At 60.8% G+C, this 13,102-nt stretch carries 13 protein-coding genes; 5 read left to right on the top strand and 8 right to left on the bottom strand.

What is annotated here, in order from left to right; genetic code table 11:
* Window positions 1-53: 53 nt before the first annotated feature.
* Genes C4K39_RS25490 through gnd form a run of 3 tightly spaced genes read right to left on the bottom strand, consistent with a single transcriptional unit; the run spans window position 54 to window position 3,366 of the window.
* On the bottom strand, window positions 54-875 hold the full coding sequence (locus C4K39_RS25490) for a Cof-type HAD-IIB family hydrolase (RefSeq protein WP_124347720.1): 822 nt from the start codon (window positions 873-875) through the stop codon (window positions 54-56).
* Window positions 872-2,389: a glucose-6-phosphate dehydrogenase gene (zwf, locus tag C4K39_RS25495; RefSeq protein WP_068586625.1), complete on the bottom strand. Its 1,518-nt coding sequence runs from the start codon at window positions 2,387-2,389 to the stop codon at window positions 872-874. Before zwf ends, C4K39_RS25490 begins: the two co-directional genes overlap by 4 nt.
* A complete protein-coding gene (gnd, locus tag C4K39_RS25500) occupies window positions 2,386-3,366 on the bottom strand; it encodes a phosphogluconate dehydrogenase (NAD(+)-dependent, decarboxylating) (protein ID WP_124347721.1) in 981 nt (326 codons plus the stop codon). The genes zwf and gnd overlap by 4 nt, the downstream gene beginning before the upstream one ends.
* Before the next feature lie 442 nt (window positions 3,367-3,808).
* On the opposite strand from gnd, the gene C4K39_RS31590 reads away from it, so the two are divergent.
* From C4K39_RS31590 to C4K39_RS25520, 5 genes are all read left to right on the top strand, one after another.
* Entirely contained in the window at window positions 3,809-3,967 is a 159-nt protein-coding gene (locus C4K39_RS31590; RefSeq protein WP_164487325.1) for a DUF6026 family protein, read from the top strand.
* A gap of 215 nt (window positions 3,968-4,182) precedes the next feature.
* The gene (locus C4K39_RS25505; protein WP_124347722.1) at window positions 4,183-5,931 is read left to right on the top strand and encodes a phosphoethanolamine transferase CptA; all 1,749 of its coding nucleotides are present in this window, start codon (window positions 4,183-4,185) and stop codon (window positions 5,929-5,931) included.
* A gap of 226 nt (window positions 5,932-6,157) precedes the next feature.
* Complete coding sequence (locus C4K39_RS25510; protein ID WP_124347723.1) at window positions 6,158-6,397, top strand: DUF2790 domain-containing protein; 240 nt, start codon at window positions 6,158-6,160, stop codon at window positions 6,395-6,397.
* A 408-nt stretch (window positions 6,398-6,805) separates the two neighbouring features.
* Window positions 6,806-7,480, top strand: coding sequence for a heavy metal response regulator transcription factor (locus C4K39_RS25515; RefSeq protein ID WP_068586640.1), 675 nt, complete (start codon window positions 6,806-6,808; stop codon window positions 7,478-7,480).
* Window positions 7,477-8,904, top strand: a complete 1,428-nt coding sequence (locus C4K39_RS25520) for a heavy metal sensor histidine kinase (protein WP_124347724.1) — start codon at window positions 7,477-7,479, stop codon at window positions 8,902-8,904. Before C4K39_RS25515 ends, C4K39_RS25520 begins: the two co-directional genes overlap by 4 nt.
* A gap of 10 nt (window positions 8,905-8,914) precedes the next feature.
* On the opposite strand, the gene chrA is transcribed toward C4K39_RS25520, so the two are convergent.
* From chrA to C4K39_RS25545, 5 genes are all read right to left on the bottom strand, one after another.
* Entirely contained in the window at window positions 8,915-10,099 is a 1,185-nt protein-coding gene (chrA, locus tag C4K39_RS25525; protein WP_124347725.1) for a chromate efflux transporter, read from the bottom strand.
* Window positions 10,099-10,590 carry a GNAT family N-acetyltransferase gene (locus C4K39_RS25530; RefSeq protein ID WP_068586652.1) on the bottom strand — a complete coding sequence of 164 codons (492 nt, stop codon included), beginning with the start codon at window positions 10,588-10,590 and terminating at the stop codon, window positions 10,099-10,101. The genes chrA and C4K39_RS25530 overlap by 1 nt, the downstream gene beginning before the upstream one ends.
* Before the next feature lie 116 nt (window positions 10,591-10,706).
* The gene (gene zapE, locus C4K39_RS25535; protein ID WP_124347726.1) at window positions 10,707-11,873 is read right to left on the bottom strand and encodes a cell division protein ZapE; all 1,167 of its coding nucleotides are present in this window, start codon (window positions 11,871-11,873) and stop codon (window positions 10,707-10,709) included.
* Window positions 11,874-11,916: 43 nt separating this feature from the next.
* The gene (locus tag C4K39_RS25540; protein ID WP_068586658.1) at window positions 11,917-12,291 is read right to left on the bottom strand and encodes a nuclear transport factor 2 family protein; all 375 of its coding nucleotides are present in this window, start codon (window positions 12,289-12,291) and stop codon (window positions 11,917-11,919) included.
* Window positions 12,292-12,342: 51 nt separating this feature from the next.
* Window positions 12,343-13,059, bottom strand: a complete 717-nt coding sequence (locus C4K39_RS25545; RefSeq protein ID WP_124347727.1) for a helix-turn-helix transcriptional regulator — start codon at window positions 13,057-13,059, stop codon at window positions 12,343-12,345.
* Window positions 13,060-13,102: the final 43 nt, after the last annotated feature.

Here is a 13,102-nt window from a genome sequence, read left to right on the forward strand (position 1 = left end):
TCGGCAGGCGCTGGCACGGTGCGACCTAGGGGGTCGCGCCCGGGCCTGAAGACTCAACGCAGCAGAATGTAACGCTCGATCGCCTCGGCAGCGCCATCTTCCAGGTTACTGCCGGTGATCACGTCAGCCTGGCGCTTGACCTGCTCTTCGGCCTGGCCCATGGCGATCGACAGCCCGGCACGTTGGAACATCGCCGGGTCATTACCGCCATCGCCCAGGGCCGCAGTGCGCTCCAGCGGCACCCCGAGGTATTGGGCCAGTGTCTCCAGGGCCTGGCCCTTGTCCGCCTGAACCGCGGTAACGTCCAGGAACCGTGGTTGAGAACGCGAGACCTGGGCCTGCCCTGCCGTCTGTTGTTGCAGGCGCGCCTCCAGCTCCACCAGCAAGCGCCAGTCACTGCTGGCTGCCACGACCTTGTCGATGCAGTGCAGGTAGTCCTCGAAACTGTCCACCACTTGCGGCGCATAACCCAGGGCCTGCTGCTCCAGGGGTAGCAACGGACCGTGCGGATCGCGCACCAGCCACTGGTTGTCAGCAAAGACCCAGGTCTCGACCTCTGCATAGGGGGCGAACAACAGCAAGGCCGTCACGGCTGCCGCCACCGGTACATGGTGGCGTGCCAGGTAGCGACCATCGGGATGGACAATGCTGCCGCCATTGAAGCCGGCGCAAGGCAGCTCGACACCCAGGGTTTCAATCTGTTGCCTCATGGCTCGTGGCGGGCGACCGCTCGCCAGGCTGAAGCCGATGCCGGCCTCATGCAGGGCCTGCACCGCGGCGAGGGTCCGCGGGCTGAGGCTGTGATCCGGGCGCAACAAAGTGCCGTCCATATCGCTGAGCACCAGAGCGATGGGATAGTGGGCCGCACTGTTCATCCAAGAGGGCGCCAGACGCGTCCGTCCCGGGCCAGCAGTTGATCGCCAGCCGCTGGGCCGTCACTACCGGCCGGATATTGCTGCAGCGTTGCATCCTGCTTCCAGGCATCGAGGAAGGGTTGCACCGCACGCCAGCCGTTCTCGATATTGTCTGCCCGCTGGAACAGCGTCTGATCGCCGATCAGGCAGTCATAGATCAGCGTCTCGTAGCCGGTGGACGGCTGCATCTCGAAGAAATCCTTGTAGGCGAAGCCCGACTCGATGCTGGCCATGTCCAGGGTCGGCCCGGGTTTCTTCGCCAGCAGGTCGAACCACATGCCCTCATCGGGCTGAATCTGGATCCGCAGGTACGTCGGCATCAAGCGTTCGACCTCGGTATCGCGAAACTGCGCATAGGGCGCAGGCTTGAAGCAGATGACGATCTCGGTGTCGCGCACGCTCATGCGCTTGCCGGTACGCAGATAGAACGGCACTCCGACCCAGCGCCAGTTATCGATCATGACCTTCAGGGCAACGTAGGTCTCGGTATTGCTATCGGGAGCCACGTTGCTTTCATCGCGGTACCCGGCCAGCGCCTTGCCCGCCACCAGGCCGCTGCTGTACTGGCCGCGCACGGAATTGGCCCGGGCTTCCTCGGGCGACCAGGGACGAATGGCCCCGACGACCTTGGCCTTTTCGCCGCGCACCGCGTCGGCACCAAAAGCCGCTGGCGGCTCCATGGCCACCATCGCCAGTAACTGGAACAAGTGGTTGGGCACCATGTCCCGAAGGGCACCGGTGTGTTCATAAAAGCTGCCACGGGTTTCCACCCCGACGGTTTCCGCCGCCGTGATCTGCACGTGGTCGATGTAATGGTTGTTCCAGAACGCCTCGAACAGGCTATTGGAAAAACGACTGACCAGAATGTTCTGGACCGTTTCCTTGCCCAGGTAATGGTCAATACGATAGATCTGTTTCTCGCCCATGACCTTGAGCAGGCAGGCATTGAGCGCTTCGGCAGTGGGCAGGTCGGAGCCGAAGGGCTTCTCGATCACCACCCGGCGAAAGGCCTCGGGACTCTCCTTGAGCAGCCCCGCCGCTCCCAGGCGCTGCACCACTTCACTGAAGAACCGTGGCGCGGTCGCCAGGTAGAACACCGCATTGCCCGTACCGCTGGCGGCGATCCGGGCCGCCAGCTCGGCATAGGTGGCATCGTCCAGGAAATCGCCCTGGACGTAACTGATACCCCGGGTCAAGCGGGCCCAGGCATCCACGTCGATGGAGGCGCCTTGGCCCTGCTTGTTCAGCACTTCATCGCGAAGGAAGTTTTCCAGCAAGGTGGCGAACTCGGCGTCGCTCACCGCATTGTGGTCGACACCGACAATCCGCAGCCCGTCATCCAGCAAACCATCGCGACTGAGGTTGTACAGCGCTGGCATCAGCAAGCGCTTGACCAGGTCACCACGGGCTCCGAACAGAAACAACGTGGTCGCCGGCGCCGGTAACGCCTTGGACTTCCTTCGCTCTGAGGTCATTTCTTCCCAGTCTCCACATGGCCGCCGAAGCCGAAGCGCATGGCCGACAACACCTTGTCACCATAGGTGCCCTGGCCACGGGAACGGTAGCGGGAGAACAACGAATTGGACAGGACCGGTACCGGCACCGCTTGCTCCATGGCCGCCTCGATGGTCCAGCGTCCTTCACCGCTATCGGCTACCGAACCGGAGAACCCATCGAGCTTTGGATCGCTGGCCAGGGCGTCGGCAGTCAAGTCCAGCAGCCAGGAGGACACCACGCTGCCACGACGCCAGACCTCGGCGATATCGGCGACATTGAGATCGAAGCGCTGGTCTTCCGGCAGCGTCTCCGAGGCCTTGGTCTTGAGGATGTCGAAGCCCTCGGCGAAGGCCTGCATCATGCCGTACTCGATACCGTTGTGGATCATCTTGACGAAATGCCCGGAACCGGCAGGACCGGCATGGATATAGCCACGCTCGGCGCGATCATCGGTAGCGACCCGGTCCTTGGTCCGAGGGATCGAACCCATGCCAGGCGCCAGGGCGGCAAACAGCGGGTCCAGGCGCAGGACTTCGTCGGCATCACCGCCGATCATCATGCAGTAGCCGCGCTCCAGGCCCCAGACTCCGCCGGAAGTACCCACGTCAATGTACTTCAGGCCTTTGTGCGCCAGGTCGCGAGCGCGACGGATGTCATCCTTGTAATAGGTGTTGCCGCCATCGATGATCACGTCGCCCGGCTCCAGCAACTGGCTCAGGGTGTCGATGGTTTCCTCGGTGGGTGCGCCAGCTGGCAGCATGACCCACACCGCGCGAGGCTGTTGCAGGCCGGCCACCAGCTCTGGCAGGTCAGCGACACCCTTGGCGCCCTCGGCGGCCAGGGTGTCGACGAAGTCGGTATTGCGGTCGAAGACCACGGTCTCGTGCCCATTGAGCATCAGGCGCCGTGCAATGTTGCCGCCCATGCGGCCCAGTCCAATAATCCCCAGTTGCATGTGCTGATGCTCCTACTGCAAAAATCCAGATCAAAAATGTATAGCCCAGCGAAGGGCCCAGGTGAAAACCTCAAGGTGCGCAACTATACAAGGCAAGAGACCTCAAGACAGCGCAATCTTCCGTCATCAGGCGAGTTTTTGCTTCCAGCTGCGGTCAATCCCGACCGTTCGTCCCGGATTGGCACGAGTTGCTTGAAGATTAGTCCCGCCACCAACGCTGAAGTTTCCAAATTCTCGGGTGAATAACGCCCCTGTTCACCGCGAAGGCACAAGGACCATGAAAAATAAAAAAGTTCACTTGAGCCAGAAAATAAATAGAATTGCCCCCGTCGGACAGCCTGCCGCCTTGATCCAGCAGGTGCTGCACCGACTGCCATGGCGCTTGGAGCAAGGACGCAGACAGCGGAGCATAGTTCAGAGACACCATTTGCGAGGTGAAGCGATGGGCACCGTAGTACCTGCACGACCTGCACAGACCCTGTACGTCACTATTCGACGCGACGAACTGCGTCAACTCCAGGCAGAACGTGAGCAACTGCAACAGGAGCTCGCACAATTGCGCCTGCAGTTACAGAATCAGCAGCGCACGCCTTCGCACTAACGCCCCGCAAACCATAACGACCGGTCCTGGCCCCAAGCATAGGGAGCTAGCCGGTGCCGGGTCGTGCGCCACAAAAATCCAACGTTCTACCGACAAACTTTTCACACTTGGCTCTCGATACTCCCGGCCATTGTGGCCGTCTTGATACAAACGACGGCCTTCATTTGCAGCGCTGAGCAGGCGCGCAATGATCATGGTTTTCTGGGGAGCGCTGAATGGCATTGTTCAAACGCGGTGGCGGTGACACGCCTGCGAAAGGTTTCGACTGGATGGGCCTGCTCTGGCTCTTCCTGTTCTTTTGGTACTTCTCCGGCATCACCCAACTGCTGATCCAGCTGACCGGCACCTCAGGCTTCACCGGTTTCCGCCAGGCCTTCATCATGAGTGCCGTCTGGCTGGCACCGCTGCTGCTGTTTCCTTCACGCACCAAGCTCATGGCCGCGATCATCGGCGTTGTGCTCTGGGCGTGCTCCATGGCCAGCCTGGGCTACTTCTTCGTCTACCAGCAGGAGTTCTCGCAAAGCGTCATCTTCATCATGTTCGAGTCCAACCCCTCGGAAGCCGGTGAATACCTGACCCAGTACTTTGCCTGGTGGATGCTGCTGGCATTCCTGGCCCACACCGCTTTCGCCATCTTTCTCTGGACTCGCCTGCGCCCGGTCTATATGCCCCGGCTTCAAGCCTTGGCGGCAGCGGTGGCGATCCTGGTGGCCATTGTCGGCTACCCGCTGGTCAAGCAGATTTCCCGCACCGCCACCCTGGCCGAGGGCCTGGAAAAATTCGAGACCCGCATCGAGCCCGCGGTACCGTGGCAGATGGTGGTCGCCTATCGCCGCTATCGCGAACAACTGGACAACATGCAGGGCATGCTCCATAGCGTGAGCAAGATCCCGCCCCTGACCAACCTCAAGGACAGCATGGCCAATCAGCCGGCCACCCTGGTGCTGGTGATCGGCGAATCCACCAACCGCCAACGCATGAGCCTCTACGGCTATCCGCGCCAGACCACCCCTGAACTGGACAAGCTCAAGGACCAGATGGCGGTTTTCAACAACGTCATCACCCCGCGCCCCTACACCATTGAGGCCCTGCAGCAGGTACTGACCTTCGCCAACGAAGAAAACCCCGACCTGTACCTCAAGACTCCGTCCCTGGTCAGCGTGATGAAACAGGCCGGCTACAAGACCTACTGGATCACCAACCAGCAGACCATGACCAAGCGCAACACCATGCTCACCACTTTCTCCGAGCAGGCGGACGAGCAGGTGTACCTGAACAACAATCGCAACCAGAACGCCCGCCAATACGATGGCGATGTACTGGAGCCGTTTTCCAAGGCCCTGGCCGATAGCGCACCGCGCAAGTTCATCGTGGTCCATCTGCTGGGCACGCACATGAGTTACCAGTACCGCTACCCGCCCAGCTTCGACAAGTTCACCGATCGCCAGGGCGTACCGCCGACTCTGCACGACGACCAGGTTCCAACCTACAACAGCTACGACAATGCCGTGTTGTATAACGATTTCGTGGTGTCCAGCCTGATCAAGGACTACGCCAAGACCGACCCCAACGGTTTCCTGCTGTACCTCTCGGACCATGGTGAGGACGTGTTCGACTCAGCTGGACATGACACCCTTGGGCGCAACGAAGGCAAGCCCACCGCGCCGATGTACACCATTCCGTTCATGGCCTGGGCATCGCCCAAATGGCGGGAAACCCACGATTGGAGCTTCGCCTCCGATCTCAATCGCCCTTATATGAGCTCGCAACTGATTCATACCTGGGCCGATCTGGCCGGCCTGAGCTTCGATGAACTGGACCGTACCCGCAGCCTGGTCAGCGACAGCTTCAAGCCGCGCCCCTTGCTGATCGGCGATCCCTATACCCGCCAGAACAAGCCATTGATCGATTTCAGCCTGATGAAACCCAAGGCCCCCACCGACAACGCGGTGGTCCAGCAGTAAGCCACGAATAGAGGGCCGCAATGGCCCTCGATACCGGGCTGCGCTCACGCCTGCATAGCCACCGTAACGGACAGCAGGCGCCCTGGCGGAAACACCATGTCAATAATGTAATGATCGAATCAGGCTGACGTTAACCCTGACTTAATAGAATCGAGTTTAACTTCCCCCGTCACTTGTTATTCAGGGATGGGGCAAGTACCGAATACTCTTAAGCAGGAAATACAGCATGAAACTCTCGACTATTGTACTCAGCGGCCTGATCCTGGTCGGCTCCAGCGCAGCCTTCGCTGAGGGTGGTTCCGAGCGCGTACAACAGTTCTATCAGAACTTCCGTGTCAATCAGCAGCAAATCCACGGCACCCAAGCCGCAAATACTGCCAAGACCGAAAAGCAGCAATCTACCTCGCAATACTCAACATCGGATGCCAAACAAGAACAACAAAGAACCCAACAGCCCGATGCCTGACTCAGTACAAACCACTCTCTGCTCCGGACCGCCATCGGTTTGAGGAGCGGACTTCCAGGCGCCTGCATAGGCGCCTTTTCTTATCGCGTTAATTCTTTCACGGCAATTACCGCGACATTACAACCTTGTAACCTGGCGCACCTGTCGATTTAACTCACTTAACATCCAAGCCAACTGGATAGGACCTCTCCTCAAGACACGAAAGGAAACAATAAGCCCCAGGGTATTTCCTGAGCCTCTATTGCGCCTGAAAATCGAATATGAATGTTCTGACAGGACGCATGCCAGTCGTCGAGAACAGATCTAATCCATTGAATTATCTGGATTACTTTATTGACCCTGTAGCTACTTTAGGCTTCATCATCGAACCATCGGATAAAGCCCAAGCAGTTGAAGAGGATAAAGACCATGCGCATTCTAGTGATTGAAGACGAACCGAAAACAGCTGACTACTTACATCAGGGACTCACCGAAAGTGGCTATATCGTCGATCGTGCCAACAACGGAGTAGATGGACTACACCTGATCGAACAACAACCCTACGAGTTGGTGATACTTGATGTAAATCTGCCGGGCAAGGATGGCTGGCAAGTGCTGGCGAACATGCATCGTCAATACACCGCTAGAGTCATGATGCTAACGGCCCGAGGGCGCCTTGAAGACAAAGTCAGGGGCCTGGATATGGGGGCCGACGATTATCTGGTCAAACCATTTCAATTCCCGGAGTTACTGGCTCGCGTCCGAACCCTGATGCGTCGTAGTGAACCTGTGGCTCAACCAGAAGTATTGCAAGTTGCCGACTTGCAACTTGATCCCAGGCGCCACCGGGCTTATCGCGGTGATCGTCGTATCGACCTGACGACCAAGGAATTCACCCTGTTGCATGTTCTGATGCGACATTCGGGAGAAGTCCTGACTCGCACACAAATCATTTCCCTGGTCTGGGACATGAACTTCGACTGCGATACCAACGTGGTGGAAGTGTCCATCAGTCGCCTGCGGGCGAAGATCGACGATGCCAGTGAGCTCAAGCTGATCCATACCCTGCGCGGCGTTGGCTATGTACTGGAAATACGCCAATGAACACCCACCCGCCCTCGCCCACCAACAGCAGCTTGTCCATGCGCCTGGGGCTGACCGTCAGTCTGATGGGGGCAGCGCTGGTGTTGCTGCTGGCCACCTTGGCCTACCTGTCCTTGAACCATGAACTGGACAACCTGGCGCGCAAGAGCTTGCGCAGCAAGCTGGAACAGATCCAGCACAGCCTCCTCAGCGATCTCAAGAGCAGCGACCTGGCCGCCCGCCCCCACTCCCTGCTGGATCTGGTGATGGGGCACGACAACCTGCAACTCTCGGTGCTGGGCAGCGCCCCTCAGACAGAACCTTTGCTGGACGTCGGCGGCATCGGCCAACAGCCCCTGCCCGACACCTTGAAGAAAGCCACCGGCAGCGCTTATCTGGAATGGAACGATAGCCGTGGCAGGCAGCTACTCAGCGCATCGCAAGCCATGCCACTGCGCAATGGCGAACAGGTACGGGTGATCCTGAGTCTCGATCGAAGCAATGACCAGGCCTTGCTCAGTGCCTACCTGCGCTCAACGGTGATTGCCTTGCCGCTACTCCTGCTGTTGATCGGTATCGGCGCCTGGTGGCTGGTGCAACGCGGCTTGCTGCCGCTGCAGCAGTTCACCCGCGTCGCGGCGAAGGTCACGACCCAGGACCTCACCCATCGCCTGAACCTGGAGCGCCTGCCACGGGAGCTGGCGGAGCTGGGCCAGGGCATCAATGTCATGCTGCAACGCCTGGACGGAGGAGTGCAGCGCCTGTCGCAGTTCTCCGACGATCTGGCCCACGAGCTGCGCTCGCCCATCAGCAATCTGATGGGCAAGGCCCAGGTGACCCTATCTCGCGAACGCCCGCCCCAGGAATACAAGGCCGTGCTGGAGGCCAGCATCGAGGAGCTGGAACGCGTGACCCGGATCGTCGCTGACATGCTGCTCCTGGCCCAGGTCAGCCAACCCGCTTCCCAGGCGCGCTTCGCCCGGGTGTCGCTACGGGTGGAAGCCCGCAAGGTCATGGACCTGTTCGCCCTGAGCGCCGAGGACAAGCACGTTCAGCTGCATTTGAGTGGCGATGCCTGGGTCCTGGGCGATCGGTTGATGATCCAGCGAGCGATTTCCAACTTGTTGTCCAATGCCATCCGTCATAGCCCGCCCGGAAGCCGTATCGAGCTGGGAGTCGAACCACGACTACAAACCGTCAACCTGACCGTGAGCAACCCGGGAGCGGGCATCGCCGCCTGCCACCTGCCTCATCTGTTCGAGCGTTTCTACCGGATCGACAGCAGCCGCACTCGCGCCGAAGGTGGTACAGGCCTGGGGTTGGCGATCGTCCGCTCGATCATGAGCCTGCATGAGGGGCAAGCCGAGGTCAGCAGCGTAGAGGACGGCCAGACCGAGTTCCGCCTGGTGTTTCCCAAGCTCGGCCCCGCGCACCACGACCTCTAGCCGCGATCGGCTAGAGCAGCCAGGCCCCTGCTGCAGCCCCCAGAAGCACCAGGAACCAAGGCGGAATCCGGATACTGCATAACACCAGGGCCAGCAACACCAGCAACAGTTCCACTGGACCGGTGACGCTCTGGCGCCACAACGGCTGGTAAAGGGCAGCAGCCAACAACCCCACCACTGCGGCATTGACTCCGGCCAGCGCCGCCTGGAGCCCCTGGCGGTGGCGTAGCGCTTGCCAGAATGGCAGCACGCCTATCACCAAGAGCAGCCCCGGCAAAAAGATCGCCACCAGGCAAACCAGGGCTGCGCTCCAGCCATCGATGGCGGCCCCGAGAAACGCCGCGACACTGAACAGCGGCCCCGGCAGTGCCTGGGCGCTGGCGTAACCGGCCAGGAACAGTGAGTTGCCAAGCCACCCAGGTTCAACGACCTGGGCCTGCAGCAGTGGCAGCACGACATGGCCGCCACCAAAGACCAGCGCGCCAACGCGATAGAAGCCATCGAACAAGCTCAAGAGTCGATTCGGCCAAAGCGCTGCCAGGACCGGCAACAGCACCAGCAACCCCAGTGCCAGGCCCAGGGCCATAGCTCCCAGGCGTCGACTGGAAGGCTTGGATGGGACCTCGAGCCCCGCGACGAACAGCGGCTTGATCAGCCCCCTGCCAAGCAGTGCTGCCAGTAACATCACCAGCAACTGAACCTGCAGTCCCGGCCAACGCAACACCAGCAGTGCTGCCAATACGGCAATGGCGATCCGCAACGGCCCGCGACACAAGCTGCGCGCCATGCTCCACAAGGCCTGGATCACCACCGCCACGGCCACTAGCTGCAGCCCCTGCAACACCCCCGCCGGTATCCCCGCGCCCACCCCCAACGCCAACAGGGTCATGAGCAATGCCGAAGGCAAGGTGAACCCGGCCCATGCAGCCACAGCGCCTGGCACCCCGGCCCTGGACAAGCCCAAGGCCATGCCCACCTGGCTACTGGCCGGCCCCGGAAGAAACTGGCACAGGGCAACCAGCTCGGCGTAGGCGGCCTCCCCCAGCCAACGACGACGCTGGACGAACTCCTGGCGGAAGTAACCCAGGTGCGCCACCGGCCCACCGAACGAGCTCAGCCCCAAGCGCAGGAAAACCAGGAAAACGCCCCAGGCGGTTTCCGTCTCTCTGGCTGGCGAAGGCGTGGTGCCTGGCATTACAAGGATTTGCTCCAGAACAGCATGCGGCCATAGGCAGGATCGAGCATCGCGCTGGCAAAACCGCAAGCCTTATAGGCCGCCTGGGCCCTTGCATTGCCTTCCAGTACCTCCAGGGTGATCTTGCAGCAGCCACGCTGGCGAGCGATGTCCTCGACCTTTTGCAGCATGCGCTTGCTCAGGCCCTGACCGCGGAAGGCATCGAGCACCACCACGTCATGGACATTCACCAGGGGCCGGCAGGCGAAGGTAGAAAAACCCTCGAAACAGTTCACCAACCCCACTGGTTGCCCACCCGCGAAAGCCAGCACACTGAATGCTTGCGGCCGCTTGGCCAGCTCCTCTGGCAGTTGCTGTAGCTGGTCCACTGCCAGGGAACAGCCTCCGCCCATGGGGCCTTCGGCATAGTGACTCAGTAGCACGCCTATGGCTTCGGCATGCACCGGATTGCTGTAGCTGGCTTGCAACACCACGACATCGGCAACGTCCATGTTCATCCTCGATCGATGCATTGAAAGTGAGCACTGGCGGCTCAGGCAGCTCGGATTGTAGGCGGAGCATGTGAGCAAACGAAGATTTTCACCTGCCCCCTACGGAAAAATCCTAATCAATGGCCAGGATGAACCGTAGCCGGAACGGTTTCCCGGCGAGAAACCTCGGGTGAGCCAAAACGCTGCAATTGCATTTCCTGCAGTCGGCTCAAGGTCCGGCGAAACGCAAACTCCAGGTAGCCTTCGGTATACAGCTGTTCCATCGCGACGTGAGCCTCCAGATAGAGGGGCACCTTACGGTCGTAGCATTCATCCACCAGCGCGATGAAGCGTCGCACCGCATCGTCATGAATCGACAGCTGCGGCAATTCGCGGTCCCCTGCTACGACCCGTTCGGCGCCGTCCTCGGTGCCACGGGCAATGCGCCCCGGGCGCTGCTGGGCGCTCAGGCAAGGCACCTCACTGAGCATGATCGCGCTGTAGCGGTCGCACAGGGCCATGAAGTCCATGGCAGAAAACGGCTGCTCGCACAGATCGGCAAAACGGCACCAGATCACCGATTCGGCAGCCTTGATCACCACGACCTCACGATAGCCAAGCAGCACCGGCTCGCGGGAAACGGCCTGTCCGGCGCTCAAGCCCTGGAAGCACGGCTCCAGGGCACTGGCCTGGCCTGGCGCGCCAACCCAATAGCGTTGCGTAGCGGTTCCAGGATGCAGGCGATGATCCTGCTCGCCATCCACCGCCACCACCTGCATGTATCGGGTGATGGCCTCGATCGCCGGAATGAAACGCCCACGGTTGAAACCGTCGGCATAAAGCTGCTCGGGAGGTTGGTTGGACGTGCAGACCATCACCACGCCCTGCTCGAACATCACCTGGAATAGGCGCCCAAGGATGATCGCATCACCGATGTCATTGACGAACAGCTCGTCAAAACACAGCACCCGCACCTCTTCGGCCAACTCCCGGGCCAAGGCCTGCAAAGGATCGGCGGTACCGGTCAACTGGAACGACCGTTGATGCACCCACCCCATGAAGTGATGAAAGTGCTGGCGTCGCGCCGGTACCTTGAGGCCCTGGTAGAACTGGTCCATCAACCAGGTCTTGCCCCGCCCTACCGCGCCCCATAGATAGACGCCCTGTGTCTCCTTGCGCTGGTGGTGCAAGTCCTCATGGCAACGCTGCAAGGCCTGCACCGCCCGGGCCTGGGCCGGATCGGCAACGAAGCCGTCATGCTCCAGGGCATACTGGTAGGCACTCAAGGGAGAATCGAAGGGCATCGGGCAACGCTTCCTGGCAAAGAGCGACAGTATGCCATCACCCTCAGCGGGATATATCCAACCGTGCGATCAGCCCTTGCTCATCCAGGCGAAATACCTGGCGCAGCGACTGTGGGCTGCCGGGGAAATCGCCGCAGATCCGACCGTCCAGCAGCACCTTGTCGGGGCGCTGCTGCACTGCGACGACTTCCAGCCGACAGCGCCTGTGGCGGTGGCTGTCATCCATCCAGCGCGCGATATCCTGCGGGCCGACCCGGTACTCACGCTCATCGAACACCTGGGCCTTGGGCGCGAAGATCGCCGCGGCCCGGGAGCTGTCGCCACTGTTGGTGGCGGCAATATAGGCAACGATCGCCGGGGCCAACAGGACCTTCGCCACAGGGTGCTCACTGTGCCCGGATTGATTGATGGCTGACATGAGAAGAGCTCCTGCTAGTGAATGGGAGCGGCATGTTAAGAGCCCGGCGCGTCATTTCTTGTCAGGAGTGAAGCGCTTGGCTTCCTCGCTTTGCATACGCTTGCGCCAGCCACGCAACCAATCGCTGCGACGCCCCGGATAGGTCTCGTCCAGCTCCAATGCCGCAGCCACGCGATCGGTACGAAAAGTCCGATAGTCGCCCCGCAACTCGCACCAGGTGATGATCACCCGAGCCTCGTTGAGAAACCCCAGGGCCAGGGGCCAGACCAGTCTCTGGCTGGGCACCTGGTTGACATCGGCATAGTCGATCAGCAGCTTGGCCTGGTGCCGGATCGCCTGGCGGAATACGTTCAGCGACACAAGATTATCGGGAAACCCATAACCTGCCGGCCCCGCCAGCAGCGTCGGGTTGCGCAACGCGTCCTGGGCCGCCGGGGCCAGCACGGCGGCGATCTTGGCCATGGCATCGGCGGCGGCCTTGCTCAACTCTTCATCACCACGCTGATCGACATAACGCAGGCCCAGGACCACCGCCTCGGTCTCGTCGGGATTGAGCATCAGCGGCGGCAGGAATAGTCCGCTACGCAAGACATAACCGATTCCAGCCTCACCATAGATCGGCGCGCCCAGGGCCGTGAGTTCGGCGATGTCGCGATACAGCGTGCGCTCGGACACCTCCAGCTCCGCCGCCAGGGTCGCGGCAGTGACCGGACGGCTCTTGCCGCGCAACATCTGCAACAGGGTGAGTAATCGACTGGCTCGCGACACGCTGGATGGACTCCCTTGAAAAAACCGCCGCAGGATAGCAGAG

The organism is Pseudomonas sessilinigenes (assembly GCF_003850565.1).
GTDB lineage: Bacteria > Pseudomonadota > Gammaproteobacteria > Pseudomonadales > Pseudomonadaceae > Aquipseudomonas > Aquipseudomonas sessilinigenes.

Excerpts from the sequence above, each read along its gene's own strand:
- gnd (WP_124347721.1), bottom strand. The coding sequence starts at position 3,366 with ATGCAACTGGGGATTATTGGACTGGGCCGCATGGGCGGCAACATTGCA.
- C4K39_RS25520 (WP_124347724.1), top strand. The coding sequence starts at position 7,477 with ATGAACACCCACCCGCCCTCGCCCACCAACAGCAGCTTGTCCATGCGC.
- C4K39_RS25540 (WP_068586658.1), bottom strand. The coding sequence starts at position 12,291 with ATGTCAGCCATCAATCAATCCGGGCACAGTGAGCACCCTGTGGCGAAG.
- C4K39_RS25515 (WP_068586640.1), top strand. The coding sequence starts at position 6,806 with ATGCGCATTCTAGTGATTGAAGACGAACCGAAAACAGCTGACTACTTA.
- C4K39_RS25530 (WP_068586652.1), bottom strand. The coding sequence starts at position 10,590 with ATGGACGTTGCCGATGTCGTGGTGTTGCAAGCCAGCTACAGCAATCCG.
- chrA (WP_124347725.1), bottom strand. The coding sequence starts at position 10,099 with ATGCCAGGCACCACGCCTTCGCCAGCCAGAGAGACGGAAACCGCCTGG.
- zapE (WP_124347726.1), bottom strand. The coding sequence starts at position 11,873 with ATGCCCTTCGATTCTCCCTTGAGTGCCTACCAGTATGCCCTGGAGCAT.
- C4K39_RS31590 (WP_164487325.1), top strand. The coding sequence starts at position 3,809 with ATGGGCACCGTAGTACCTGCACGACCTGCACAGACCCTGTACGTCACT.
- C4K39_RS25510 (WP_124347723.1), top strand. The coding sequence starts at position 6,158 with ATGAAACTCTCGACTATTGTACTCAGCGGCCTGATCCTGGTCGGCTCC.
- zwf (WP_068586625.1), bottom strand. The coding sequence starts at position 2,389 with ATGACCTCAGAGCGAAGGAAGTCCAAGGCGTTACCGGCGCCGGCGACC.
- C4K39_RS25490 (WP_124347720.1), bottom strand. The coding sequence starts at position 875 with ATGAACAGTGCGGCCCACTATCCCATCGCTCTGGTGCTCAGCGATATG.
- C4K39_RS25505 (WP_124347722.1), top strand. The coding sequence starts at position 4,183 with ATGGCATTGTTCAAACGCGGTGGCGGTGACACGCCTGCGAAAGGTTTC.